We start from the raw sequence: 25,497 nt of genomic DNA on the forward strand, positions 1-25,497 counted from the left end.
GATGTGAGCAGGCAGAGCGTGAGGCACTGGAAGCCGCGGAGCAGGCCGGAGATTCAGAGGAATAAAACGAAGCCGCGCTGGTGAGAGATCCGGCGCGGCTGTCAGTTACTTATCAAAATACTCTACATCATCAGAAGCACCTTCCACCTCCGGTAGCCAGCCGTCATCTTCCATAATCTCCTGCAGCATTTCTTTTATTTTTTTATTGTCCTTATCGTTTTTCCCGCCAGTTGCCGACATCGAAGCATTGGTTCCCCACGCAATACGAACGTTCATATCCTGATACTGAGCCCGCAACTTCCGGTCAATTTCCTTTTCCAGTGCCTCAAATACACCTGGCGGCATCATCTCTTTTTGGTTACTGCTGAAAATAATATCAATACGGAGCATGAGATCACCTCTTAATTTATACTGTTTAAATATACAGTATAATGTAAATAACAGAGGGGGCAGATGTCAAGCCTGTTTGTTGGTGCAAAGCAGGCGGGTGAATAAAATGAAGCCGAGCTAGTGGAAGCTCGCGCGGTAGTCATGGTATGGAGTGGTATAGTGGTGCGCTACGGTGCATTGGTGGTTTGTACATAATAATGTTCATATTTTAAGTTAACGAGTGTAGTGATCATTATATTTATTTGATATAAAAGAAAATATTTATTTAATATGTATTTTGAACGTGAATGCATCACCATAGAACAGCGTTCTGTGGTAATAATTTAATAACAAAGAGATTTACCATGAAACAGAAACATTGGTCTGTCTGTGAGCGGTTACATGAAACCGTGACTAACCCGAATATCCATATCAAAGGCACCCACAGTTATTACAGCGATTGTTGGGACAAGGGATTTGAGAGCTCGGTCGTCCGTTATTTACAGGGCGATGACGTCAGTCGTGACTGGCAGCTCAGCTGGGATGTTGATAAATTATATATCGGCGATTATGTCTGCATCGGAGCGGAAGCAGTGATCCTGATGGGGGGGAATCATACACACCGCCATGACTGGTTCAGCCTTTATCCGTTTGAAGATGTTATTGATGCCGCGTATATCGGTAAAGGTGATACTCATCTCGGTGACGGGGCCTGGATTGGCATGCGGGCGATGATCATGCCCGGCGTGACTGTTGGTGAGGGCGCGATTATTGCGGCAAACAGTGTGGTTGTCCGTGATGTGCCACCGTATGCGGTTGTCGGCGGCAATCCGGCAACATTAATTCGTTACCGGTTTAATGATGAAACTATCGCTGAACTGCGGGCGCTGGCACTGTATGACTGGCCGGAAGAAAAATTTATCGCACTCAAAGCACTGATTTGTGCCTCTGATATTATGGGTTTAAAAGCTGCATCGCAGCAATATGACCTTTCGGAAAATCCGGACAGGCAATAAATGCAGATATAAGTAAAAACACCCGCAGTTGCGGGTGTTTTTGATTAGCCTGCGGTTTTTGCCGCCGCCTCTTCCCGCAGGCGGGCGCGGTGCAATGCCGGACGCGTCTCAAGTGCGGCAACATAACGTGTCAGTGTTTCAGATAGCGGCAGGCCCAGGGTTGTTGCCCAGCGTGATATATGAAACAAAAAGATATCCGCTACAGAAAAAGTCTCATTGCATAACCATGTTTTTCCGCTAATCTCTTGCTCAATCAGTACAATTGCCCGCAGAAAATCGGCCTTAGCCGGTTCAATCAGCGCCGGATTGCGTAAGGCTTCAGGCCAGACAACCGCATGTTTGAGAATAGTCCAGAGCGGGGCTTCCAGCTCTGAAATACTATATGCAAGCCACTGATTGACGATTGCCTGTTTGCGCAGATCCTGCGGATAAAGGCGTCCGTTGCCATAGGCTTGTGCCAGATAAATACAAATAGCAGACGATTCGAAGATAACCGTATCTCCGTCAACCAGAGCAGGGACTTTTTTATTTTTCCCGGGCGTGTGTTTTGTCGCAGACATCACATTGACAAAGTGGCACTGATAATCAAGGCCAAGCTCTTCAGCCACCCATGTTGCGCGGATGGAGCGTGATTTCGGGTAGGTATAAATATCCATTTTAATCTCCGTATGAACAAAAACAGCGGCAAAAACATCAGTTGATCCTGCCTTCAGGGCATAGCGCCCGGGCCGTGAAGCCGTCATAATACACCGCGATGGAGCTTACCTTGTTATTATAATGTGTGCGTTATACCAACGGGGTGTGTCCGCAGTACCGGTAACTATACCGGATAAGATAACATGTTGTTTCACAGGATAAAAAAGATGTGGCGTTGCGTGTGTTTAGTGTGTGCGCTGGTATTAACAGGATGCAGTAATCAGAGTCATTTTATTGATCGCGGTGATTTTATTGTCGATCCACGGAATATCAAAGAGCCGTGGCTGTCAAAACCCAATGATTATCTCGTTTTTCATTATACCGCGCTGAATGATGAGGCATCATTACGGGTGCTGACCGCCGGAGGGGTGAGTGTGCAGTATCTGGTACCGACAATCCCGGCGCGGCGCGACGGTAAACCGGTGGTGATACAACTGATCCCCGAAGGCAGCGAGGCGTGGCATGCCGGGAAAAGTTACTGGCGGGGGGACACCAGTCTGAATAGAAACTCCATTGGTGTTGAGATTGTAAACCTCGGTGTGGAGAAATTATCTGTCGGTCAGCGCTGGCTGCCTTATCAGAGCGGGCAAATTGATCTGATTGTGAAACTGGCTCAGGATGTTATTGAGCGTCATAATATCCGCCCTGAAAATGTTGTGGGACACAGTGATATTGCACCGCAGCGCAAACTGGATCCGGGACCGATGTTTCCGTGGGAATATCTGGCAAAGCGCGGGATAGGTGCCTGGCCTGAAACACGTGATGTACAGCGCTTTCTCGCCGGACGTCATCCGTCAGATAAAATAAATGTCCGTGAGTTACAGCAGGCGCTGAAACAGTATGGTTATGATATTGCGGTTACCGGTAAAATGGACGGGAAAACCCGTAATGTTATCAAGGCGTTCCAGATGCATTTCCGATCCGATAAAGTGAATGGCGCAGCAGATGCCGACACACTGGCGCGGGTAAAGGCACTGGTTTACCGTTATGGCTCTAAGTAAATATATTCTTATTCATTCAAACTACAGGTTCGTTGGCTAGGCAAAGCCTGCATCCCGAATTATTCAGAGCATAAGAAAATAATATAAATACAGGGTAATGTTTTTTGTCATTACCCTGTAAGTGCCATGGGGCATCTGAATACATTCAATTCCGGTTACACAAATTTTTGTATTGCGACAGCCACACCATCTTCATCATTTGTCGTGGTCACAAACCCGGATTTTTGCTTAATATGCTCTGCGGCATTACCCATCGCAACGCCGACACCGGCATATTCCAGCATGGAAATATCATTATTCTGATCGCCGATACACATCACTTTGTCCGGTGTCAGTCCCAGCTTCTCAGTGATAAGCGCTACGGCTTTCCCTTTGGTGGCATTTATTGCGGAAATTTCTACAAAATGCGGGGCGGTCCGCAGGATATTGTAGCTGTCGAAAGAAACCTGCGGAATAAAACCGGCCGCTTCATTCAGGCGGACAGGATTATCTATCATCATAAATTTACTGAACATCATTTCGCTGTCCATTTCTGCCAGCGGTCGGTAATTCAGCTGAGTTTGTGTCAGATAAGCATCCATCAGCGTGTAATAACTGATATCCCGGTTGGCGGTGTACATTTCATTGTCACTCAGTACATGGAAATGGACATTTATTTCCCGGGCCAGTGATTCAAAATAGCGGTAATCCTCAAAATCCATCAGTGTTTCCATCACCGGTTCGCCATTTTCAGCTTCATGGATAACTGCGCCGTTATTACTGATGCAATAACAGTCCTCTTTATTCAGTCCCAGTTCAGTGAGATACGGCAGTATTCCGTTAAACGGGCGTCCGGAGGTCAGAATGATATGCAGTCCTTTCTCTTTTGCACGACTGACAGCGGCACTGACGGCAGGGGTTATCTGGTGATAAGAATTAAGCAGAGTGCCATCCAGATCAATGGCGATAAGTTTTACGGACATGCAATCTCCTGAAAACAGTAACTACAATATACTCGTCATACTTCAGGATACCTGGTCGTTGACTACGCTCAGCCCGCCGCGTCACATAGTTTATCTATGCTCCCCGTCTGTCTTCCCCTGTCGCCGGCATGCATCCCGAATTATTTAGAGTATAAATCATTGAAATGTTATGCCGCCATTTAGCTGATATGTCAATAAAGCCCCCGGCGTGCCGGATGATATCGCCATTTACCTTTAAAAACAGAGAGGAACATGGTTATAGCGCAGATGGACGGTCTTTTATCCTTTAAATACGTACACTAAATACGGAATCCAAAATCATATAACTAAATATAATTCTGTTATTAATTGTTTAAGTTGCTTTAGTTACAGTCGTGAGTGAAATGCCAGGGCTCTTTGATATCTAACTCAATCTCAGGATTCTGGCGGTAGTCGTAGGGGGTGATGTTATATTCTTTGCGGAACATATAGGTGAAGTGAGATTGCGACCCGAAACCGAAATCCAGAGCGATATCAAAGATAGTTTGTTCACTGCGGCGCAAAGCAGTGACCGCACCGGCAAGACGGCGCTGACGGATATATTTACCGAGAGAAATACCGGCAACTTCTTTGAATATTTTCTGCATGTGCCAGAGGGAGTATCCGGAATAGGCAGCCACTTCTTCAAGATGGATAACGCGACCCGGATGGTTTTCTATCCACTTACTAAGGGCACACACCAGTGCTATATGATTATCTTGCAGCATTACGATTTCGACTCAGTTTCAGGGTTTTTCAAGTATACAAGTTTATTTCATTATGACAAAACAGGGCGTTATCTGTTTATGCACTTTCTGCGGACTGACATGATTTTTTGTGAAACGACACATTCAATCAGCCGGTACCTGCATCAGGCAGGGAACATAACTAAATCTTTTTAACGGGTATAATTCAGATGAAAACAGGTGAAAAATGAAGAAAGCCGTGATTATCCTGCTGCTTATTATCGTAGGTGTGTTTTTTTATATCGCAGCGCTGGACAAGTACTGTGACCAACGTGAGGATTTTATGTTGGGGATCTGCGAAATTACAAAATTTATTCCGTCTGAGAAGGGGTGATGTCTGCCTTTTCCCTCTGATTATCTTGTTGTTAACGGTATTCAAGTCAGTGAAATGATGTTTTAATAACGGGCTTAAACTTTTGCGCCGTTCAACGGCGTACCGGACGCATCGTTCAGCACAATAATATGGTCGTTACAGAGGATAAAATGTCAGAGGTACAGCAAGAGCAGACGCTCAAGCGTGGTTTAAAAAACAGACATATACAGCTTATTGCATTGGGTGGTGCTGTTGGTACAGGGTTGTTCCTGGGAACCGCAGAAACGATTCAGATGGCGGGGCCTTCTGTCCTGCTCGGCTATGCAGTAGCCGGGTTTATTGCATTCCTGATCATGCGCCAGCTCGGTGAAATGGTGGCGGAAGAGCCGGTTGCCGGTTCATTCAGTCACTTTGCCCATAAATATTGGTGCGGATTTGCCGGGTTTTTATCCGGCTGGAACTACTGGGCGATGTTTGTGCTGGTGGGCATGGCTGAACTGACAGCCGTCGGTAAATATATCAATTTCTGGTGGGATGTACCGACCTGGGTGTCTGCGGCGGTCTTCTTTGTGCTGATAAATCTGATAAATCTCGTGAACGTTAAAGTTTACGGGGAAACTGAATTCTGGTTTGCCATGATAAAAGTCGTGGCGATCCTCGGTATGATCCTGTTTGGTGCCTGGCTGTTACTCAGCGACACCGGTGGGCCGCAGGCGTCTGTGACCAATCTCTGGGAACTGGGCGGATTTATGCCTAATGGCTGGAAAGGGCTGATTTTTGCCATGGCCATTATTATGTTCTCCTTCGGTGGTCTGGAACTGGTCGGACTGGCGGCGGCAGAAGCGGAAAATCCCCGCTACAGCATCCCTAAAGCGATAAACCAGGTAGTTTACCGTATCCTTATTTTCTATATCGGATCGATTGCCGTAATTTTGTCACTTTATCCGTGGACTAAAATTGTCGAGGATGTCAGCCCGTTTGTGCTTATTTTCCGTGAGATAGGTCATGCATTCGGGGCAGCAGATTCGTCGCAGGGAAATATTAATTTCTGGATAGCGCACGCACTGAATGTCGTGGTACTGACGGCTGCACTCTCTGTGTATAACAGCGGTGTGTACAGCAACAGCCGGATGCTTTACAGCCTGGCGCGTCAGGGTAATGCACCTTCATTTCTGAAAAATGTCACTCCGCGCGGCGTGCCGGTGAACTCGATTATGCTCTCCGGGCTTGTCACCTCAGCCGGGATACTTATCAACTACCTGTTACCGAAAGAGGCATTTTCTCTACTGATGTCGCTGGTGGTGACGACGCTGGTGATTAACTGGATTATGATCTGCATCTCCAACCTGAAATTCCGTCAGGCGAAGATAAAAGAGGGTGTGGAGCCGTTCTTTAAAGCACTGTGGTATCCGTGGGGTAATTATATCTGCCTGGTGTTCCTGGCCTTTATCCTGGTGCTGATTGCGCTGATGGATGGTGCGCGGATCTCGGTTATTCTGTTACCGCTCTGGATTGCCTTTCTCTGGCTGGCTTACCGTTATTATGAGCGCCGCCGGGCAAGCAAAATATAATCAATATATACCCTTATTCATTCAAACTGCAGGTTCGTTGGCGGCATGAAGCCCGCCGGGTCACATACTTATGTATGCTCCCCGTCAGTCTTCCCTTGCCGCCTTCCTGCATCTTGAATGACGTTGGGTATAAGCAATAAAAAACCGGGGAATTCCCCGGTTTTTTATGTTAACGGACAGAATGTGCGGACTATCAGAACTGCCAGCGCGCCCACATAAACAATACGTTACCGTTATTGTATGTGCCGGGAATGTACGTAGCCTGAATGGCAAAGCGGTTATATTCAACAGATGCCAGCGGCAAAGGGACCGGAATCGGGATGTAGTGATAATCATCCCGCGCAGTCACTGCCAGGGTAAAACCGGCACCGGCTTTAAATCCCCCGAGACCGTTTGGTGTCCACATCTTCTGAAACCCGTAACCGACAATCGGCTCCCACTTATTGTGTGAATCTTTAAACGCCATTGCGTATAACGCATGCCAGTCATTATCATCATCATAATAGGATTTACCGAATCCGGCACCCCAGGGCTTTTCATTATACGTATCTGTTTTTTCTTTGTCGTAGGTCAGTCTGTTGTGCCATGTCCAGAACGGCACATACACATCATATTGATCTGAATTCCAGGTCCCGGATACGTTGCGTTTAAAGGTATCCCACAGCCCTTCAGAAGCAGGTGCTTCGCTTGTGACGTTGTCACTTTTTGATATAACCTGTTCCTGAGCCATCGCGGGGAGGACAGGGAGCAGCAGCGAAGAGAGTGTCAGCGCGCTGATGGCAGATAAAGCAAGCTTCATGAATGACTCCTGGTGTAACAATAATCCATTCTTTCAAAACGGCTATATTCATCATACTTCCGGATGCCCGGCTGAGTTCGTCGCCCGCATGCATCCTGAATTGAGTATATCTTGCTGATAACAAGAAATGTTATTTATAGACTACAATGATAATAACATAAACGTCATATCATTTTCACACAGTCAAACTGATTTAAAGCTAAATAAAATACCTGAAAGCGGATGTAACAGCCCGATCCTTAGTGTGGAAATGATGAACCAGAGAACCTTACCTGTCTTCTAAAAAAGGCACAAAGCTGAAAAATCGTTATATGTTAAAACACAAGAGGTTATGAATTTTGTGCATAATATTACCGGAATCGGTTATTAATATTTCTAAATATGTGCACCAGATCTTCCCCCGGAAAAAACAACTTGATTTCCGGACTATCCTATGTGATAACTCAAATGGGTAAACGAGGTACGCTTCTGTTTTTTAAGCAGTAACGACTAGTTTGTATTCGCCATAATATTGGCAATTTGTAGGATAGGAATTTTATCAATGGCTAAACTTAAAGGCACGGTTAAGTGGTTTAACGAATCAAAAGGTTTTGGTTTCATCACTCCAGCTGATGGCAGCAAAGATGTATTCGTACATTTCTCTGCAATCATGACCGACGGATTTAAAACACTTGCTGAAGGCCAACAAGTTGAATTCGAAGTGCAGGATGGTCCTAAAGGTCCTGCTGCGGCTAACGTCACCGGCGCATAATCATCACCGGCAGATTATCTGCCTCTGAGATATGTTCTGTTAACGTAATGAATGCGACAGCCTTATAGCCGTTATCATGACGAGTGTATATCACTGACGCAAATTCAGACCCCGTGCCCTTACCGGCGCGGGGTTTTTTTATGCTCATTTTCAGGTAAACCGCTAAAGAATGACCGTCATGGGCGGTGGTTTCCCTCAGGTATCTGCGTATAATCCACTATGCGATTTCCTCAGCGGAATAAACAGGAGCACAGGTGAGAATTAATGCATTAACGATTGCCGGAACTGACCCGAGTGGTGGCGCGGGTATTCAGGCTGATTTAAAAACGTTCTCGGCATTAGGTGTTTACGGCACAACAGTAATGACCGCGCTGGTGGCACAAAATACCTGTGGTGTGAATTCTGTTTATCCGGTTGATCCTGATTTTATTGCCGCTCAGATGGATGCGGTGTTAACGGATGTGCGCATCGACAGCAGCAAGATAGGCATGTTATCCAATGTGGCGGTGATTGAGGTTGTGGCGGACAAACTGCGGCAGTATGCATTGCCCTGTGTGGTGCTGGACACCGTGATGCTGGCGAAAAGCGGCGATCCGCTGTTAAACGCCGATGCGGTTGATTCATTGATGTCAGTATTACTTCCTCATATATCTATTATCACGCCGAATCTGCCGGAAGCCGCAGCACTGCTGAAAACAAAGCCTGCCACCAATGAAAAAATGATGCAGGAGCAGGGTGAAGCCTTACTGGCGGCGGGGGCAAAAGCCGTGTTACTGAAAGGCGGACATCTTGACAGCGCGGAAAGCCCTGACTGGCTCTTTTTACCAGAAGGCAGTTGCCGCTTTACCTCCCCGCGGATTGCGACCAAAAATACTCATGGCACCGGATGCACATTATCTGCGGCACTGGCGGCATTGCACCCGCAGTGTGCGGATTGGTATGACACGGTTGCGGCGGCAAAACAATATTTACACGGTGCGCTGGCAGCAGCAGACAGCCTGGATGTCGGGCGCGGACAGGGGCCGGTTCACCATTTTTATCAGTGGTGGTGATATAACGCAGTAATTCGTGTATATTGCGCGGTTTTCAGGGGGAAGATATGGAAACTGATTCGTCTGTACGTCTTAACAAATATATCAGCGAAAGCGGCATCTGCTCCCGCCGTGATGCAGACCGCTATATTGAGCAGGGGCTGGTGATTATCAACGGCAAACGTGCGGCTATCGGCTCGCAGGTGATGCCTGGTGATGTGGTAAAGGTTAACGGACAGCTTATTGAAGCGCGGGAGCAGGATAACCTGGTCTTAATCGCGCTGAATAAACCGGTCGGCATTGTCAGTACGACAGAGGCGGGCGAGAAAAATAATATTGTCGATTTTGTCAATCACAGCGAGCGTGTTTTCCCGATAGGTCGTCTGGATAAAGACTCTCAGGGGCTGATTTTTCTGACAAACCACGGCGATCTGGTGAATAAAATCCTGCGTGCGGGTAATGACCATCAGAAAGAGTATGTGGTGACGGTCAACAAGCCGGTGACGGATGAGTTTATCAGCGGCATGAGCGCCGGTGTGCCGATTCTGGGCACAGTGACTAAAAAATGTAAGGTGAAGCAGGAAGCGCCTTTTGCTTTTCGTATCACGCTGGTTCAGGGGCTTAACCGCCAGATCCGCCGGATGTGTGAACATTTTGGCTATGAAGTCACTAAACTTGAGCGCGTGCGCATCATGAATATCAGCCTGACCGGGTTACCGGTGGGTGAATGGCGTGATTTAACGGATGATGAGCTGATGGAACTCTTTGATGCTATTGAAAAATCATCATCAGAAGATAAAAAAGTCAAAAAACCGGTGGCTAAACCGCAGAAGCGGGATATCAAAGTGAATGTTGCACCGCCTGTTTATCCGGGATCTGATAAACAGAAGAAAAAAGAGAGCAGCACCGAGAATAACCGGCAGCGATTTAATCAGGCAGGCAGAAAGAAGAAGAAACGCTGATACTGTAGCCCGGCTCCGTGGACAACGGGCAAAACGAAAAGTCGCTGTAAACACATCCGTGTGCGCTCAGGCGCGTCATCCATGACGCGCATGCTTTTCGTCCGCCTGCCCGTTACCAGGAATCCCTCAGGATCTGCAGAACGGGCTGCGTTTTATTACGCAATCGTCACATTTTTATCGAGATACACATCCTGCACAGCATTGATTAATGCAACCCCGTCTTTCATCGATTTCTTAAAGGCTTTGCGCCCCAGAATCAGCCCCATTCCGCCCGCACGCTTGTTAATCACCGCAGTACGTACAGCATCAGCCATATCATTGGTGCCGGATGCACCACCTGAGTTGATAAGTCCCGCACGACCCATATAGCAGTTCGCTAACTGATAACGGACGAGATCAATCGGGTTATCTGTGGTCAGTTTGCTGTAGACCCGCTCATCAGTGTGACCGAAACCGATGGCGTTAAAGCCGCCGTTGTTTTCTGCCATTTTCTGTTTAACGATATCGGCACCAATCGTTGCTGCAAGGTGGTTAGCCTGTCCGGTTAAGTCAGCACTGGCATGGTAATCAACACCGTCTTTTTTGAACTCAGGATTGCGCAGATAGGCCCACAGCACAGTCACCATACCCAACTCGTGGGCGCGTTCAAAGGCGGCGGAAATTTCTTCAATCTGACGGCGGGATTCCGGTGAGCCGAAGTAAATTGTCGCACCCACGGCAACCGCACCCATTTCAAACGCCTGGTCAACACTGGCATACAGTGTCTGGTCATATTGTGCCGGTAAGCTCAGGGTTTCGTTGTGGTTGATTTTAACCAGGAACGGAATGCGGTGCGCGTAGCGACGGGCGACAGATGCCAGTACGCCGTAAGTTGACGCGACACAGTTACAGCCGGCTTCTATGGCGAGTTCCACAATATTTTTCGGATCAAAATAGAGCGGGTTTGCTGCAAATGACGCGCCGGCTGAGTGCTCAACACCCTGATCGACCGGCAGAATGGACAGATAACCGGTGCCCGCCAGCCGTCCGTGACTAAACAGGGACTGCATGGAGCGCAGGACAGTATTCGGGCGGTTATTGTCCATCATCACGCGGGTGACGAAATCATCGCCCGGCAGATAAAGATTTTCTTTTGCAATGGTGGTGCAGGTATGTCCGAGAAGGGCAGATGCATCATTACCTAACAATTTAACGATATCAGTCATGGTATGTAAACTCCGGTTTCTGTAGCGTGTTATACCCTTATTCATTCAAACTGCAGGTTCGTTGGCTACGCAAAGCCCGCCGGGTCACATACTGATGTATGCTCCCCGTCTGTCTTCCCTTGCCGCCTGCCTGCATCCTGAATGACGTTGGGTAATACCCTTATTCATTCAAACTGCAGGTTCATTGGTGCAGGGAAGCCTGCATTTTGAATGAGGTTGGTTATCAGATTGTCACGGATTGTCATAGATTATGTTTAAGATAACAACCCGCAGTGTGGCGGTAACCGGCACTGGATCGCTTCAGGCAGCAGTTGAAAGTTAAATTGCTGTCCTGTCAGCGGCTCTCCGTCCAGGTTAAACACCATATCGTGCTTTGAGGTGATAGTGATATGTGTGCTGTGCTTCATAATGACACCGTCGGCTTCACCCTCGTTAAACAGGGTATTCCACAGTGATCGCGGCCAGTTGCGTTCCGGCAGAATGGATAGATTAAGCAGACCGTCATTGATTCGGGCATCCGGGCAGATCCGGTGTCCGCCCCCGGCCTGACAACCATTCCCTACACCAATGACCAGTGCATCATCCTGCCAGTGAAAATCGTCACAGCTGATTGTGCAGTGATCGGCTTTCAGCAGGTCATGACGGGTTAAGCCATGAAGAAAATAGGCGGCACCGCCGAGGCTTTTTTTCAGTGGCTCCGGGGTATCGGTGGTGATTTTCGGACCAAACCCGCCTGTTGCCATATTGATGAAATAACGCGATTCATTGACGCAGCCAATATCAATGGCGGTGACATTACCTTTTACCGCCAGTATCAGCGCATCGGTCAGATCAGCCGGGATACCGGCAGCAGTAGCGAAGTCGTTGGCAGTGCCAAGCGGCAGGATGCCGAGAACCGGGCGTGTTTGTGCGGGAAGCTGCATTAATGAATGGCATACCGCATTGATTGTTCCGTCGCCGCCGGCGGCAATGACAGTTGTGGCATTGAGGGAGACGGCTTCCTGAACAAAGCGGGGAATATCATCAGACTCCCACGTTACACGCACCTGAATGTTTTCACCGGTGTCCCGCAGGTGTTGTACTGCCTGACGGATACGTTCATCTGAGGCGCGTTTTCCGTTAAGAACCAATAGATGGAGATTGGTCATTTAGTGACTCCGTATTTATACCCTTATTCATTCAAACTGCAGGTTCGTTGGCTACGCTCAGCCAGCCGGGTCACATACTGATGTATGCTCCCCGGCGGTCAGAGCTTGCCGCCTTCCTGCATTCTGAATGACGTTGGGTAATACTCTTATTCATTCAAACTGCAGGTTCGTTGGCTACGCTCAGCCAGCCGGGTCACATACTGATGTATGCTCCCCGGCGGTCAGAGCTTGCCGCCTTCCTGCATTCTGAATGACGTTGGGTAATACCCTTATTCATTCAAACTACAGGTTCGTTGGCGGCGTGAATGACGTTGGGTATAGTTTAATTATTTAAAAATAACTAACGAAACACAGATATGCCAGTGATTTTTCGGAAAAAGAGGGGGATCGCACAAAAAGAAAAGGTTGGCTCAAGGGAGATTGAGCCAACTAAGGAGGTGGTTCCTGAATTATAATAAACGTTTTAGTTCTTCATTTTCTCGTCCGATACTACGAAATAACCGGAGTGATTGTTGTGATCGGTTTCGAAAATTCAGAACATTTACCTATTTTGTTGCCGCAGCAGCATCAATGGCGTCAGGAACATGCGGGTTACGTGTGCTTGTACCCGGTAAGTTACGGATAAGCAAAGCAAATTCCAGGTCAACATCATCAGGAACCGGCAGATATACAATATGTCCGTTACCCGGCGCCACATCTGCAGATTCACCTTTACGTGTGGTTATTGACTCCAGGGTAAAGCTGATATTACCGTCCGGCGTCATCAGTTCCAGGCTGTCACCGACAAGAAATTTATTTTTCACATCGACTTCGGCAAGGCCATCCACACGTTTACCGGTAAATTCACCGACAAACTGCTGCGAATCAGAAACAGAGTAACCGTATTCATAGGTCTGATAAGACTCATGGGTGTGACGGCGCAGGAAACCTTCGGTGTAACCACGGTGTGCCAGACCTTCGAGAGTGGTCAGCAGAGATGCATCAAACGGTTTTCCGGCAACAGCGTCATCAATGGCGCGACGGTAAACCTGTGCGGTGCGGGCGCAGTAATAGAAGGATTTGGTGCGGCCTTCAATTTTCAGGGAATGCACGCCCATCTGCGTCAGCTTCTCTACGTGTTCGATTGCCCGCAGATCTTTGGAGTTCATAATATAGGTGCCGTGCTCATCTTCAAACGCGGTCATATATTCACCGGGACGCTGTGCTTCTTCAATCAGGAACACTTTGTCAGTCGGTGCGCCGGCACCGAGGGTCGGTTCAATATTCTTCACCCGGATAGGTTCCTGCTTGTGGACAATATTACCGACCACATCTTCTTTGCCTTCTTCCACTTTATATTCCCAGCGGCAGGCATTGGTGCAGGTGCCCTGGTTCGGGTCGCGTTTGTTGATATATCCGGAGAGCAGGCAGCGGCCGGAGTAAGCCATACAGAGTGCGCCGTGGACAAAGACTTCCAGCTCTATTTCCGGCACATTTTTGCGGATATCGGCGATCTCTTCAAGAGACAGTTCGCGGGAGAGGATAACCCGGGTCAGCCCCATCTGATGCCAGAATTTCACTGTTGCCCAGTTAACGGCATTCGCCTGGACAGATAAATGGATATCCATCTGCGGGAAATGCTCGCGCACCATCATGATAAGGCCGGGATCAGACATAATCAGAGCATCCGGCTCCATCGCAATGACCGGCTCCAGATCACGGATAAAGGTTTTCAGTTTGGCATTATGCGGCGCGATATTCACCACGACATAGAATCGTTTGCCCTGTTCGTGGGCTTCTTTAATGCCTATTGCGAGGTTTTCGTGATTGAATTCGTTGTTACGCACACGCAGGCTGTAGCGGGGTTGTCCCGCATAAACGGCATCGGCACCATAAGCAAACGCATAGCGCATATTCTTCAGCGATCCCGCCGGAGAGAGTAATTCAGGTGTAAACATGTTGTATTCCGTCTGAGTTCAAGTCAGCACCCTGCCGGTAAGGGAGGGCGTAATTAAGGCTCGGGATTCTAGCGCGACCGGGAGCCGGTATCAAATAAATTACTGAAAATGGTATGAACATCCGATGCTGATTTGCTATAGTTTCGCCAAATTATTGATATGGCATTAACATTCGCCGCATATATATCATTCATCATTTGCCTGTTACAGCGTGGATACATGGAAAAACGTCATATTGCAGTGTGGGTCGGACTGGCTCTTAACCTGATTTTCTGGGGAATTATTTCCTGGATACCATCCGCTCTTGAGCCGTACCGCGACGAGCTGGATTATCAGATGCAGCAACTGCTGGAAGTTATACCGGCGGTGAAAATGCTGATGGGCGGCGGGCTTGTGGCACAGTTAGCCAGCCTTGCGTTTTTACGCAGCCAGCCGAAGCTGTCCATGATCCTGGCAATGATCGGCGGTATTATCTTTGTCCCGCTGGGATTCGTGTTTATTGCCGGCAGCTTATACGACTATAATCGTGCCGTGTATCAGTCACTGAAACCGGTACCGAAACTGGCTCAATTGCCGTTTGAGGTGCTGCTGAAATTTAATAAACAGCGCCAGATGAATATGGCTCTGATATTGGCGGCTGTCGGTGTGGGTATTTTGTTTGTCGGCATGGATATCGGCGGGCTGATGCTTGCTGTGGGAATTGTGCTGTTTATTAACGGCCGGCGCATTCAGTATTACCCGATGCTGGCTATTGTGGGTGATAACCTGCTGTTTACCCCGGGTCAGTATGCTGTCTGCTATGAAGCGCCGCTGAGTGCGTTTACACTCGTCAGTGAAAGCCGTTCGATGATTAAATTCCACATCAAAACCGCAGAGCTGGATCGCACATTCCGTATCGCGAAAGCGGATTTATTACAGGATGCCGATAATACGCTTGAGAAGATTTTATCGCGTATCAAATCGCCTTCTCTGATTAACTGAGTGTCAGACGGCGGGTTTTGCCCGCCGTTTATACCCTTATTCATTCAAACCGCAGGTTCGTTGGCTACGCTCAGCCAGCCAGGTCACATAGTTTATCTGTTTATCTATGCTCCCCGTCTGTCTTCCCTTGCCGCCTGCCTGCACCTTGAATGACGTTGGGTATAACTATATAACAGTGGCAGTAATAATCTCAGTATTACCACCTTCCCAGCGATACCCCAATCCATACACCGAATGAATAAAATCCCGTCCGTTATCTAACTGTTCCAGCTTCCGGCGCAGGTTTTTGATATGGCTGTCAATGGTGCGGTCAGTGACAACGCGGTAATCATCATACAGATTATCCAGTAGCTGATTGCGCGTAAGCACGGTGCCCGGTTGTGACACCATAGTGCGCAGCAGGCGAAATTCCACCTGTGTCAGATCCAGACTGTGCTCTCCGCTGCGCACCTGATAATTCACTTCATCAATAATCAGTAAATCAGATTTATCCTCTGACGGCTCCTGATTACGCTGACAGCGGCGCAGAATCGTTTTGATGCGGGCGACCACTTCACGCGGGCTGTAGGGCTTGCAGACATAATCATCTGCGCCGATCTCCAGCCCCAGCAGGCGGTCGATTTCTTCTGTTTTTGCCGTCACCATCATAATGGGAACATCACTGAACCGGCGGATTTCACGGCAGAGTGTCAGACCATCTTTCTCCGGCAGCATTAAATCCAACAGGATAAGATCCGGACTGTTTTCCTGTACCCAGGCAGTAACTTCACCGCCGCGCGCCAGCCAGTGCGTGCGGTAGTGGGCGGCGTGCAGATAATCCATCAGTAACTGAGCCAGTTTCGGCTCATCTTCCACTATCAGGATACGTTCAGCATTTTCTTCCATGCAGGTTACTCCCGGGTGTCAGAACGGGGCAGCACCAGGGTGATGGTGACGCCGCCGAGGGGGGATGCAGATGCACTGATCTGCCCGTGATGTGCTTCGGTTATTTTATCACAAATCGCAAGACCCAGCCCGGAACCGCCACTGGCGCGGTTGCGTGAGGATTCACTGCGGTAGAAGCGCTCGAAAATCTGTGTAAATTGCTCATCATTCAGACCCGGCGCGCTGTCTGACCAATCGACGCGGATCTGTTTATCATCCTGTAGTGCCGTCACGGCGATTTCACCGCCGCTGTCGGTATAGCGCAGGCTGTTTTCCAGCAGATTATGGAACAATTGCCCGAGTCGCGCGTCATCGCCGAATACCATCAGTGTTTCCGGCACAGAGACGGATACGCGGAGATTTTTTTCCTGTAAACGATGGCGGAACACGCCCAGCGAGCGGCTGATCACATCGGACAGATTACACGGCTCTTTGCGGTAAGAGAGTGAGCCGCGATCAGACAATGAGAGCTGATGCAGGTCACTGACCAGTTTTGTCAATGTCTGCACTTCCGCCAGCAGAGAGGCGAGTGTTTCCGGGGTAGATTGGCGTATCCCGTCCTGTAAGGCTTCCAGCTCTCCCTGCAATACCGCCAGCGGGGTGCGCAGCTCGTGGGAGACATCAGCCATATAATCACGGCGCATCAGTTCATTTTTTTCCAGCGTGGAGGCGAGCTGGTTAAAATCATCTGCCAGCCGGGCAATCTCATCGTTTCCGTGAACCGGCACACGGCTGCTGAAATTACCGGCGGCTAACTGGTGAGTACTTTCCGCCAGTCGTTTGACCGGACGCAGAAAGCCCCGGGCGAGCAGCCAGGTGACGATCACGGTGACCAGTAATACCAGGGCGGAGACTATCCAACTGGTGCGCGCCTGCTGGTGGGCGAAGCTCTGATCGGCTGCCAGATTGATTTTATCATCAGCGGGCATCACAACCCAGCCGACAATATTTCCTTCATATTTCACCGGTTTCCGGTAAAGTTCGCCGGGCGGCACCGGACCGTGTCCGAACAGACGCTTATTGTCAGTATCCAGCAGCCAGAAACGCATACGCCAGCCGCGCTCCATATGCTGCATGTGTCTTTCCGTATCCAGTGCGCGCAATGCCTGCATAAATCCGCGCTGGTTGTTGCGCAGAAAATACCAGCTGCCGTAATCGGCATATTGTTCGGCAACCACATCGGCAATCGTTTCTGTACGGTCTTCCGCTGAGCGTTGCAGGTAGCCGATAAACCCCTGTTCAAAACTGAACCGGATTGCCAGATGCATTGTCAGCACCACCAGCATGCAGGTGGCAAAAATCGCGAGAAATAATTTCTGACCAATACCAATTTTCATGGATTTTTCTCCGTAATCAGAGCGGATCGCCCGCGGCGTTGTTCTGCTTTTTTGCGGCTCAGCCGGTCAAAGAACAGGTAAATCACCGGGGTGGTGTAAAGGGTCAGGATCTGGCTGACCAGCAGCCCGCCGACCACGGCTATTCCCAGCGGCTGACGCAGTTCTGCGCCGTCACCGCTGCCGAGCGCAAGGGGCAGGGCGCCGAACAGGGCGGCAAGTGTGGTCATCAGAATAGGGCGGAAACGCAGGAGGCACGCCTGAAAAATAGCATCCCGGGCGCTTTGTCCGCCACGCTGTGCCGCAATGGCAAAATCCACCATAATAATGGCATTTTTCTTCACAATACCAATCAGCAGCATGATCCCGATAAGGGCGATCAGGCTGAACGGGATATTAAAGAAATGCAGTGCCAGCAGCGCGCCGACGCCGGCTGACGGCAGTGTGGATAAAATCGTCAACGGGTGAATAAAACTCTCATACAACATGCCGAGCACGAGATAGACAGTCACGATGGCGGCGATAATCAGTAATATCTGTGATTTCAGTGTTTCCTGAAACAGCTGCGCTGTTCCGGCAAAGGTGCCGCGTACGGAGGATGGCACACTTAGCTCTACCATGGTGCGCTCGACAGCCGCAACGGCATCAGACAGTGATGAACCCTCTGCCACATTAAAACCGATGGTGGATGACGCTGAGAGTCCCTGATGATTGACACTCAGCGGCGCATTGGCGGGTTGCCATTGTGCGAAATAACTCAGCGGAACCGGCTGCCCGTCTTTGTTTATCACAAACATTTTATCCAGCGCACTGACATCCTGTGTGAACTGCGGCGCCACTTCCATCACCACTTTGTACTGATTCAGCGGCTCATAAATGGTGGAAATCTGCCGCTGCCCGAAAGCGTTATTCAGCAGATTATTGGCATCGTTCACACTGATCCCGAGCTTCGCCATGACATCGCGGTCATAGGTCAGTGCCATTTCCGCACCTTTATCTTCTTTATCTGAGTTGACATCCGTCAGTTGCGGCAGGTCAGCCAGGGCTTTGCGGATTTTCGGCTCCCATTCACGCAATGCGGATAAATCGTCCGCCAACAGCGAATACTGATAGCTGGAATTGGATTCACGTCCGCCTGCGCGGACATCCTGTACGGGGATCAGAAACAGGTTTGCACCGGGCTCATCAGCGAGTGTCACCCGCAGGCGGTTGATAACATCCTGCGCGCTGTCTGTCCGTTCATCCAGAGAATTGAGGGAGATAAACATAAATCCGCTGTTCACGCGCCCGCCACCGGTAAACCCGGTCACATTGGCAACATCTTTATCACTGTTAATGCGCTGCATAAAGGTGCGCATTTTCTGCTCCATCGACTGAAACGAAATGCTCTGATCCGCGCGGACAAACCCGAGCAGCCGCCCGGTATCCTGATCGGGGAAAAAGGTTTTCGGGATCGAAATATAGAGCCAGACAGAGAGCGCAATGGTGCCGGCAAAAATCAGCATCACCCAGCGGCTGTGCGCCAGCACTACGGTGAGACTGCGTCCGTACCCCTGCTGAATACGGAATAAAATCCGTCCCGCACCCCGTTTGCGCTCCCGGACGGGTGCAGCACGACCTTTGAGAAGATAAGCACACAGCATCGGCGTCAGGGTCAGCGAAATCAGTAGCGAGATGGCAATTGACGTCGTCAGCGTGATGGCAAATTCGCGGAACAACCGCCCGACCAGTCCGTCCATCAGCAGCAGCGGGATAAACACCGCCACAAGGGAAATGCTCATGGAAAGCACGGTAAACCCGACTTCACTGACGCCTTTTAGTGCCGCCTCTTTTGGTTTCAGTCCGTTTTCAATATGGCGGGCGATATTTTCCAGTACGACAATCGCATCATCGACCACAAATCCGGTGGCAACGGTCAGCGCCATCAGTGACAGATTATTGAGACTGAAGCCGCACAGATACATGGCGCTGAAGGTGCCGATCAGCGACACCGGCACGGCGAGCGCCGGGATTAAGGTTGCGCGGGCAGAGCGCAGAAAGAGAAAAACCACTAAAATAACCAGCGCGACAGCAATCGTCAGTGCGCGTTCGACTTCCGTCAGGGAGGCGCGGATAGTCGGGGTGCGATCTTGTGCCACCTGCATATCGACGCTGGCAGGAATAGCATCCTGTAAAACAGGCAGTTGTTCGCGGATCCGTTCGACAGTGGCAATAATATTGGCACCGGCTTCCCGGCGGATCACCAGCAAAATAGCCGGTTTCCCATTGGTCATCCCGGCGGCACGGACATTCTGCACGGAATCTTTAACGGCGGCGACATCAGACAGGCGCACCGCCGCGCCGTTATTATAATGCACAATCAGCGGACGGTAATCATCGGCTGTTTTTAGTTCGCTGTTACTGTTAATCTGCCAGCGGCGTCCGTCATCCGATAATGATCCCTGCGGTCGCAGTACGTTGGCATCCGCAATGGCCTTGCGCGCACTGTCCAGTGACACACCCTGGTTAAAGAGCTGCGACGGATTCAGCTCCACACGCACGGCGGGCAGGGAGCCACCGCCGACAGACACTTCACTTACACCTTCAATCTGAGACAACCGCTGCGCCAGCCGGGTGGAAGCGATGTCATACAATTTTCCTGCGTCAAGGGTGTCAGATGTCAGCGTCAGGATCATGATCGGCGCATCCGACGGATTTGATTTGTAGTAGCGCGGGCGGCTCGGCATACCGGATGGCAGCAGATTTTGTGCGGCATTCAGTGCTGCCTGCACATCTCTGGCGGCACCATTAATATCGCGGTTTAAATCAAACTCCAGTGTGATGCTGGTGCTGCCCAGTGAGCTGGACGATGTCATTTCAGAGACCCCGGCAATCTGTCCGAGGGAGCGTTCAAGCGGCGTGGCAATAGAGGATGCCATGGTTTCCGGCGATGCGCCCGGCAGGGATGCGGAGACATAAATCACCGGATAATCCACCTGTGGCAACGGGGCGACCGGCAGGAACAAAAAGCTTATTGCCCCGCACAGGGTGATAGCAAGGCTTATCAGTGTGGTTGCCACCGGGCGGGAGATAAACAGGGCGAACAGTTTCATGATGGTACGCCTGCTTTATCACGCCGGTGAGAAATGCGGTCAAACATCAGGTAAATCACCGGTGTGGTAAACAGCGTCAGGATCTGGCTCATAATCAGCCCGCCGACCATACAGACACCCAGCGGCTGGCGCAGCTCAGCGCCCACTCCGGTACTGAGCATCAGCGGGAGTGCGCCAAACAGTGCTGCCATGGTGGTCATCAGGATAGGGCGGAAACGCAGGAGACACGCCTGATAGATGGCGTCATACGGCGACATTCCCTGATCCCGCTCTGCCGCGAGGGCGAAATCAATCATCATTATTGCATTTTTCTTCACGATGCCGATAAGCAGGATAATCCCGATTATCGCAATCATATCCAGCTCATTACCCGCCATGTTCAGCGCAACCAGTGCGCCGACACCTGCGGTCGGCAGCGTGGAAAGAATGGTTATCGGGTGAATAAAGCTTTCATACAGAATGCCGAGCACAATGTACATTGCCACTACTGCCGCGAGGATCAGCCACAGTGTGCCGGAGAGGGCATTTTCAAAGGCGAGGGTCGCGCCCTGGAATTGTGTGGTGATATCTTTCGGCAGTCCGATGCGTTGTTCCGCGGATTTAACTGCATTGATGGCGGATTCCAGCGAACTGTCCTGCGGGACATTAAAGGAGAAGGTCGCTGACGGGAACTGTGACAGATGGTTAATTGCCAGCGGTCCGAAGCGCTGTGAAACGGTGGCAAACGCCGATAACGGAATAGAGTTGCCGTCTTTATTTATCATGCGGATAGTATTGAGTGCATCAGCACCCGGGTTTTGTGCCGTGTTATTTTCCAGCACAACGCGATACTGACTCGCCTGGGTATAAATGGTGGAGATCAGGCGCTGACCAAAGGCATTATACAGGGCATTATCAATATCCATCATGGTCAGACCAAGACGTGACGCGGTGTCCCGGTTGATATCAATGTACGCGACCAGCCCTTTGTTCTGCCAGTCATTGCCGGTATCTTTCAGTGCTTTATCAGCCTGTAATTCCGCCATCAGGCGCGGCACCCAGAGATCAAGCTCTTCAAGGGAATTAGCCTGTAATGTGAACTGATATTGTGTTCTGGATGTCCGGGTATCAATCGTCAGATCCTGCGAGGGTTGCAGCCAGAGCGTCATACCCGGCAGATTGCCTGCCTTTTCCTGTAGCCGCGCAATAACCGCTTCCACGCGGTCGTCGCGCTGAGACAGCGGTTTGAGGGTGATTTGCAGGCGTCCGGTGTTCAGTGTGGGATTGCTGCCGTCGATACCGGCAAATGCGGCGACATTCTCAACCGCCGGGTCATCCAGCAGCAGACGGCTGATGGCCTGTTGTTTCTCACTCATTGCCTGAAAAGAGACAGACTGCGGCGCTTCCAGGGTTCCCTGAATCAATCCGTTATCCTGAACAGGGAAAAAGCCTTTCGGAATAAACAGCCAGAGTATAACCGTCAGCACCATGGTGCTGAATGCCACACTGAGTGTCAGCCACTGATGGTGCAGCACCCATGTCAGCCAGCGACCGTAACCGGCAATGATCCGCTCAAAAAAACGTTCACTGGCTCGGGAAAACCGGTTTGAACGGCGGGTGGATTCGGCTTTCAGCAGGCGGGCGCACATCATCGGCGTCAGCGTCAGGGAGACAATCCCGGAGATAAGGATAGCCACTGCCAGCGTGATGGCGAACTCCCGGAACAACCGCCCGACAATATCCCCCATAAACAGCAGCGGGATCAGTACCGCGATCAGGGACAATGTCAGTGAAATAATGGTAAAGCCAATCTCACCGGCACCTTTGAGGGCGGCAACAATGGGTTTTTCTCCTTTTTCCAGATAGCGGGAAATGTTTTCCACCACCACGATTGCATCATCCACCACAAATCCGGTGGCAATGGTCAGCGCCATCAATGTCAGGTTATTGACAGAGAAACCGCAGAAATGCATAACAGCAAATGTCCCGATAAGTGAGAGCGGCACTGCTACGCCCGGGATAAGTGTTGCCGCGAGATTGCGCAGGAACAGATACATCACCATGATAACCAGGGCGATAGCCAGAAACAGCTCAAACTGCACATCTTTGACCGAGGCGCGGATAGCATCTGTCCGGTCAGTCAAAATAGTGACGGTGACAGATTCCGGCAGGGTTTCCACTAATTCCGGGATAAGATCACGGATAGTGTCCGTGGTTGAAATCACGTTTGCGCCGGGCTGGCGCTGAATATTAATCACAATCGCCTGCTGAGCATCTGCCCAGGCACCCAGTTGTGTATTTTCCGGACCTTCTTCAACCGTGGCAATATCGCGCAGCCGGACAGGGGCGTTATTTTTATAGCTGACAATCAGATCCAGGTAATCCTCAGGTGATTTCATCTGATCGTTTGCGGACAGTGTCACTGAGCGCGACGGGCCATCCAGGCTCCCTTTGGCGGAGTTCACATTGGCGCTGTTAACCGCACTGCGGATGATTTCGCTGTCCAGTCCGTAAGCGGCGACTGCATTGGCATTTAACTGAATCCGCACTGCCGGGCGTTGTCCGCCCGCCAGTGTGACCAGACCGACACCGGTGACCTGCGATATTTTCTGTGCGATCCGGTTTTCCACCATATCCTGTAACCGGGTCATCGGCATCGCATCGGAGGTGACCGCGAGTGTCAGTACCGGCGGATCAGCGGGGTTTACTTTGCTGTAAACCGGCGGGTAGGGCAGGTCATCCGGCAGCAGATTAGTTGCGGCATTGATGGATGCCTGGACTTCCTGCACCGCAACATCCGGCGACAAAGAGAGCTGAAACATTAAGGTGATAACGGATGCACCGCCGGAGCTTTGCGATGACATCTGTTTCAGTCCGGACATCTGCCCGAACTGGCGCTCCAGTGGTGCAGTGACAGCCGATGTCATCACATCCGGGCTTGCGCCCGGGTAGAGCGTGACCACCTGAATAGTCGGATAATCCACTTCCGGCAGCGAAGACACCGGCAGCATCCGGTAGCCGATAATCCCTGCCAGCAAAATTGCCAGCATAAACAGGGTGGTGGCAACGGGGCGCAGAATGAAAATGCGGGAAGGTCCGCCGCCGCTGACGATGTTGTTATCACCGGACATCAGATATTATCTCCGGCAGCGGTTTTTTCCGTTTTTACTGTTTTTTCCGGCGATATAACCTCAACCTGTGCGCCGTCTGTCAGACGATCGGTGCCGTCAGTGACCAGTGTATCCCCGACTGCCACACCACGGCTGATGACCACGCGCTCCGGGGTCTGTAATGCGACCTCCACAATCTGTTTACGGACGGTATTATCTGCACCGAGCAGCCAGACATAATGACCTTCTGTGCCCATCTGCAACGCGGCATCCGGGATAACTACCGCATCCTGCAATTGCCCGACCTGCAATAACACATTAACAAACTGATTCGGGAAAAGCAGATCGTCTTCGTTAGCAAAGCGCGCTTTGGCTTTAATTGTGCCGGTGGCGGGGTCTATCTGGTTATCCAGTGTCAGTAATGTGCCCTGCGCCAATTTTATGCTGTTATCTTTATTACGGGCGACAACCGCCAACTGCGGTATGGTGCGCTGAGCCATGCGGATCAGCGCGATATCATTTTCCGGTACGGTAAACAGGACATCGGCGGGTGTGGTCTGGTTGATAACTACAAGCGGCATCGCTGTACCGGCGGTGATAAAGTTTCCGGTATCAACCTGACGCAGACCCGCTTTTCCGCTGACGGGGGCGGTTATCCGGCTGTAAGTCAGTTGCAGTTTTGCATTATCAACAGCCGCCTGATCAACCTGAATTCCGGCTTCCTCTGATTTAACCAGCGCCTGCTGCGTATCCAGTTCCTGTTGTGAAATCACATGAGTGGCGGCCAGTTTCTGATAGCGGCTCAGGTCGCGGCGGGCATTGGCGAGGGTGGCTTTATCTTTTGCGAGTTGTGCCTGTGCTTGTGCCAGTTGAATCTCAAACGGGCGCGGGTCAATAGTAAAGAGTAAATCACCCGCATTCACTTTCTGACCTTCCTCAAAATGAATTTTCATCAGCTGACCTTCCACGCGACTGGTGATTGTCACTGAATTGGCGGCCTGAACGGTTCCCAGCGCGGAAAGTGTACGCGGAATGGTTTCTGACGTGGCTTTTGCCACCTGTACCGGGGCTAACGGCGGGCGTCCCGGGCGGTTACTATTACCGGACGTGTTTCCCCGCTTTCCTTCAGCCGCAGGAGCGGCGGGCGGTTGTGGCTGAAAATAGCGGTAAGTGCTGTAAACGACGGTTCCGAGGAGAATGATCGCAATCATGATGCCGATGCGTTTCTTTCTTTTTTGTACATTATTCATTATTGAGTTACCCGTCATTCCCTTTTTTTGTCCGGTGCTGAGTCCGGCAATACGCCGGAAGACACGAAACAGCCTGAATCTTCATGGAGATAGTGTACCGGTAAATCTGACATTAAAAATGGAAGAAATGTGAAAAAAAGGTTGTTCTGAGTAAATGTCTCTGTAGCAGATAGCTACAGCAGGCGGATTAGCCCGGAATATTCATTGCGTTGTCATTGCTTAGGATTAGATTATCTTCCGGATTTACTCTTAATCTGATGCTGTGTAGAATGCTGTCTACCTTAACTGACTGATAATACATA

General features: G+C 50.3%; 21 protein-coding genes. 8 read left to right on the forward strand and 13 right to left on the reverse strand.

Annotated features, from left to right (window positions below; all coding sequences use genetic code 11):
- Nucleotides 1–105 precede the first annotated feature (105 nt).
- Complete coding sequence (locus ACMHKJ_RS00005; protein ID WP_413491452.1) at nucleotides 106–390, reverse strand: DinI-like family protein; 285 nt, start codon at nucleotides 388–390, stop codon at nucleotides 106–108.
- Nucleotides 391–734: 344 nt separating this feature from the next.
- Here ACMHKJ_RS00005 and ACMHKJ_RS00010 point away from each other — a divergent pair, with 344 nt between their 5' ends.
- Complete coding sequence (locus tag ACMHKJ_RS00010) at nucleotides 735–1,385, forward strand: CatB-related O-acetyltransferase (protein WP_413491453.1); 651 nt, start codon at nucleotides 735–737, stop codon at nucleotides 1,383–1,385.
- Between the two features lie 44 nt (nucleotides 1,386–1,429).
- Here ACMHKJ_RS00010 and ACMHKJ_RS00015 read toward each other — a convergent pair whose 3' ends face one another.
- Nucleotides 1,430–2,128: a glutathione S-transferase family protein gene (locus ACMHKJ_RS00015; protein ID WP_413491454.1), complete on the reverse strand. Its 699-nt coding sequence runs from the start codon at nucleotides 2,126–2,128 to the stop codon at nucleotides 1,430–1,432.
- A gap of 120 nt (nucleotides 2,129–2,248) precedes the next feature.
- On the opposite strand from ACMHKJ_RS00015, the gene ACMHKJ_RS00020 reads away from it, so the two are divergent.
- Entirely contained in the window at nucleotides 2,249–3,082 is an 834-nt protein-coding gene (locus tag ACMHKJ_RS00020; protein ID WP_413491455.1) for an N-acetylmuramoyl-L-alanine amidase, read from the forward strand.
- Between the two features lie 155 nt (nucleotides 3,083–3,237).
- On the opposite strand, the gene yidA is transcribed toward ACMHKJ_RS00020, so the two are convergent.
- Together yidA and ACMHKJ_RS00030 are read right to left on the reverse strand one after the other, a co-directional pair.
- Nucleotides 3,238–4,044 carry a sugar-phosphatase gene (gene yidA / locus ACMHKJ_RS00025; RefSeq protein WP_413491456.1) on the reverse strand — a complete coding sequence of 269 codons (807 nt, stop codon included), beginning with the start codon at nucleotides 4,042–4,044 and terminating at the stop codon, nucleotides 3,238–3,240.
- A gap of 362 nt (nucleotides 4,045–4,406) precedes the next feature.
- Nucleotides 4,407–4,790, reverse strand: coding sequence for a helix-turn-helix domain-containing protein (locus ACMHKJ_RS00030; protein ID WP_067398397.1), 384 nt, complete (start codon nucleotides 4,788–4,790; stop codon nucleotides 4,407–4,409).
- A gap of 205 nt (nucleotides 4,791–4,995) precedes the next feature.
- On the opposite strand from ACMHKJ_RS00030, the gene mgrB reads away from it, so the two are divergent.
- Nucleotides 4,996–5,142 carry a PhoP/PhoQ regulatory lipoprotein MgrB gene (mgrB, locus tag ACMHKJ_RS00035; protein WP_413491457.1) on the forward strand — a complete coding sequence of 49 codons (147 nt, stop codon included), beginning with the start codon at nucleotides 4,996–4,998 and terminating at the stop codon, nucleotides 5,140–5,142.
- Nucleotides 5,143–5,291: 149 nt separating this feature from the next.
- On the forward strand, nucleotides 5,292–6,692 hold the full coding sequence (locus tag ACMHKJ_RS00040) for an amino acid permease (protein WP_413491458.1): 1,401 nt from the start codon (nucleotides 5,292–5,294) through the stop codon (nucleotides 6,690–6,692).
- 193 nt (nucleotides 6,693–6,885) lie between these two features.
- Here ACMHKJ_RS00040 and pagP read toward each other — a convergent pair whose 3' ends face one another.
- Nucleotides 6,886–7,491 carry a lipid IV(A) palmitoyltransferase PagP gene (gene pagP, locus ACMHKJ_RS00045; protein ID WP_413491459.1) on the reverse strand — a complete coding sequence of 202 codons (606 nt, stop codon included), beginning with the start codon at nucleotides 7,489–7,491 and terminating at the stop codon, nucleotides 6,886–6,888.
- Between the two features lie 541 nt (nucleotides 7,492–8,032).
- On the opposite strand from pagP, the gene cspE reads away from it, so the two are divergent.
- The 3 genes from cspE to rluF all read left to right on the forward strand — a co-directional run bounded on the left by cspE (nucleotide 8,033) and on the right by rluF (nucleotide 10,235).
- Nucleotides 8,033–8,242 carry a transcription antiterminator/RNA stability regulator CspE gene (gene cspE, locus ACMHKJ_RS00050; protein ID WP_067363376.1) on the forward strand — a complete coding sequence of 70 codons (210 nt, stop codon included), beginning with the start codon at nucleotides 8,033–8,035 and terminating at the stop codon, nucleotides 8,240–8,242.
- A gap of 254 nt (nucleotides 8,243–8,496) precedes the next feature.
- Entirely contained in the window at nucleotides 8,497–9,294 is a 798-nt protein-coding gene (gene thiD / locus ACMHKJ_RS00055) for a bifunctional hydroxymethylpyrimidine kinase/phosphomethylpyrimidine kinase (protein WP_413491460.1), read from the forward strand.
- 47 nt (nucleotides 9,295–9,341) lie between these two features.
- Nucleotides 9,342–10,235, forward strand: coding sequence for a 23S rRNA pseudouridine(2604) synthase RluF (rluF, locus tag ACMHKJ_RS00060; protein ID WP_413491461.1), 894 nt, complete (start codon nucleotides 9,342–9,344; stop codon nucleotides 10,233–10,235).
- A gap of 155 nt (nucleotides 10,236–10,390) precedes the next feature.
- Here rluF and fbaB read toward each other — a convergent pair whose 3' ends face one another.
- The 3 genes from fbaB to trhP form a co-directional block, all read right to left on the reverse strand.
- A complete protein-coding gene (gene fbaB, locus ACMHKJ_RS00065) occupies nucleotides 10,391–11,440 on the reverse strand; it encodes a class I fructose-bisphosphate aldolase (protein WP_413491462.1) in 1,050 nt (349 codons plus the stop codon).
- Nucleotides 11,441–11,694: 254 nt separating this feature from the next.
- The gene (gene yegS / locus ACMHKJ_RS00070) at nucleotides 11,695–12,588 is read right to left on the reverse strand and encodes a lipid kinase YegS (RefSeq protein WP_413491463.1); all 894 of its coding nucleotides are present in this window, start codon (nucleotides 12,586–12,588) and stop codon (nucleotides 11,695–11,697) included.
- Between the two features lie 545 nt (nucleotides 12,589–13,133).
- Nucleotides 13,134–14,525 carry a prephenate-dependent tRNA uridine(34) hydroxylase TrhP gene (gene trhP / locus ACMHKJ_RS00075; protein ID WP_413491464.1) on the reverse strand — a complete coding sequence of 464 codons (1,392 nt, stop codon included), beginning with the start codon at nucleotides 14,523–14,525 and terminating at the stop codon, nucleotides 13,134–13,136.
- Between the two features lie 219 nt (nucleotides 14,526–14,744).
- Between trhP and ACMHKJ_RS00080 the strand changes: the two genes are divergently transcribed.
- The gene (locus tag ACMHKJ_RS00080) at nucleotides 14,745–15,506 is read left to right on the forward strand and encodes a hypothetical protein (protein ID WP_413491465.1); all 762 of its coding nucleotides are present in this window, start codon (nucleotides 14,745–14,747) and stop codon (nucleotides 15,504–15,506) included.
- A 165-nt stretch (nucleotides 15,507–15,671) separates the two neighbouring features.
- Here ACMHKJ_RS00080 and baeR read toward each other — a convergent pair whose 3' ends face one another.
- The 5 genes from baeR to ACMHKJ_RS00105 are packed head-to-tail and all read right to left on the reverse strand — an operon-like array spanning nucleotide 15,672 to nucleotide 25,195.
- Complete coding sequence (gene baeR / locus ACMHKJ_RS00085) at nucleotides 15,672–16,391, reverse strand: envelope stress response regulator BaeR (RefSeq protein ID WP_413491466.1); 720 nt, start codon at nucleotides 16,389–16,391, stop codon at nucleotides 15,672–15,674.
- A gap of 5 nt (nucleotides 16,392–16,396) precedes the next feature.
- A complete protein-coding gene (gene baeS / locus ACMHKJ_RS00090) occupies nucleotides 16,397–17,767 on the reverse strand; it encodes an envelope stress sensor histidine kinase BaeS (RefSeq protein WP_413491467.1) in 1,371 nt (456 codons plus the stop codon).
- Nucleotides 17,764–20,856, reverse strand: coding sequence for a multidrug efflux RND transporter permease subunit MdtC (gene mdtC, locus ACMHKJ_RS00095; RefSeq protein ID WP_413491468.1), 3,093 nt, complete (start codon nucleotides 20,854–20,856; stop codon nucleotides 17,764–17,766). Before mdtC ends, baeS begins: the two co-directional genes overlap by 4 nt.
- Entirely contained in the window at nucleotides 20,853–23,966 is a 3,114-nt protein-coding gene (locus ACMHKJ_RS00100; RefSeq protein WP_413491469.1) for an MdtB/MuxB family multidrug efflux RND transporter permease subunit, read from the reverse strand. Before ACMHKJ_RS00100 ends, mdtC begins: the two co-directional genes overlap by 4 nt.
- Complete coding sequence (locus ACMHKJ_RS00105) at nucleotides 23,966–25,195, reverse strand: MdtA/MuxA family multidrug efflux RND transporter periplasmic adaptor subunit (RefSeq protein WP_413491470.1); 1,230 nt, start codon at nucleotides 25,193–25,195, stop codon at nucleotides 23,966–23,968. Before ACMHKJ_RS00105 ends, ACMHKJ_RS00100 begins: the two co-directional genes overlap by 1 nt.
- Nucleotides 25,196–25,497 lie beyond the last annotated feature (302 nt).

This window comes from Morganella psychrotolerans (assembly GCF_965118875.1).
Classification (GTDB): Bacteria; Pseudomonadota; Gammaproteobacteria; order Enterobacterales; family Enterobacteriaceae; genus Morganella; species Morganella psychrotolerans_C.

What these genes read in the sequence shown, in the direction of transcription:
- fbaB (WP_413491462.1), bottom strand. Translation starts at nt 11,440, where the DNA reads ATGACTGATATCGTTAAATTGTTAGGTAATGATGCATCTGCCCTTCTC.
- ACMHKJ_RS00040 (WP_413491458.1), top strand. Translation starts at nt 5,292, where the DNA reads ATGTCAGAGGTACAGCAAGAGCAGACGCTCAAGCGTGGTTTAAAAAAC.
- ACMHKJ_RS00005 (WP_413491452.1), bottom strand. Translation starts at nt 390, where the DNA reads ATGCTCCGTATTGATATTATTTTCAGCAGTAACCAAAAAGAGATGATG.
- baeR (WP_413491466.1), bottom strand. Translation starts at nt 16,391, where the DNA reads ATGGAAGAAAATGCTGAACGTATCCTGATAGTGGAAGATGAGCCGAAA.
- ACMHKJ_RS00010 (WP_413491453.1), top strand. Translation starts at nt 735, where the DNA reads ATGAAACAGAAACATTGGTCTGTCTGTGAGCGGTTACATGAAACCGTG.
- ACMHKJ_RS00020 (WP_413491455.1), top strand. Translation starts at nt 2,249, where the DNA reads ATGTGGCGTTGCGTGTGTTTAGTGTGTGCGCTGGTATTAACAGGATGC.
- baeS (WP_413491467.1), bottom strand. Translation starts at nt 17,767, where the DNA reads ATGAAAATTGGTATTGGTCAGAAATTATTTCTCGCGATTTTTGCCACC.
- trhP (WP_413491464.1), bottom strand. Translation starts at nt 14,525, where the DNA reads ATGTTTACACCTGAATTACTCTCTCCGGCGGGATCGCTGAAGAATATG.
- cspE (WP_067363376.1), top strand. Translation starts at nt 8,033, where the DNA reads ATGGCTAAACTTAAAGGCACGGTTAAGTGGTTTAACGAATCAAAAGGT.
- mdtC (WP_413491468.1), bottom strand. Translation starts at nt 20,856, where the DNA reads ATGAAACTGTTCGCCCTGTTTATCTCCCGCCCGGTGGCAACCACACTG.
- ACMHKJ_RS00105 (WP_413491470.1), bottom strand. Translation starts at nt 25,195, where the DNA reads ATGAATAATGTACAAAAAAGAAAGAAACGCATCGGCATCATGATTGCG.
- ACMHKJ_RS00030 (WP_067398397.1), bottom strand. Translation starts at nt 4,790, where the DNA reads ATGCTGCAAGATAATCATATAGCACTGGTGTGTGCCCTTAGTAAGTGG.
- ACMHKJ_RS00015 (WP_413491454.1), bottom strand. Translation starts at nt 2,128, where the DNA reads ATGACGGCTTCACGGCCCGGGCGCTATGCCCTGAAGGCAGGATCAACT.
- mgrB (WP_413491457.1), top strand. Translation starts at nt 4,996, where the DNA reads ATGAAGAAAGCCGTGATTATCCTGCTGCTTATTATCGTAGGTGTGTTT.
- ACMHKJ_RS00080 (WP_413491465.1), top strand. Translation starts at nt 14,745, where the DNA reads ATGGAAAAACGTCATATTGCAGTGTGGGTCGGACTGGCTCTTAACCTG.
- yegS (WP_413491463.1), bottom strand. Translation starts at nt 12,588, where the DNA reads ATGACCAATCTCCATCTATTGGTTCTTAACGGAAAACGCGCCTCAGAT.
- rluF (WP_413491461.1), top strand. Translation starts at nt 9,342, where the DNA reads ATGGAAACTGATTCGTCTGTACGTCTTAACAAATATATCAGCGAAAGC.
- pagP (WP_413491459.1), bottom strand. Translation starts at nt 7,491, where the DNA reads ATGAAGCTTGCTTTATCTGCCATCAGCGCGCTGACACTCTCTTCGCTG.
- ACMHKJ_RS00100 (WP_413491469.1), bottom strand. Translation starts at nt 23,966, where the DNA reads ATGTCCGGTGATAACAACATCGTCAGCGGCGGCGGACCTTCCCGCATT.
- yidA (WP_413491456.1), bottom strand. Translation starts at nt 4,044, where the DNA reads ATGTCCGTAAAACTTATCGCCATTGATCTGGATGGCACTCTGCTTAAT.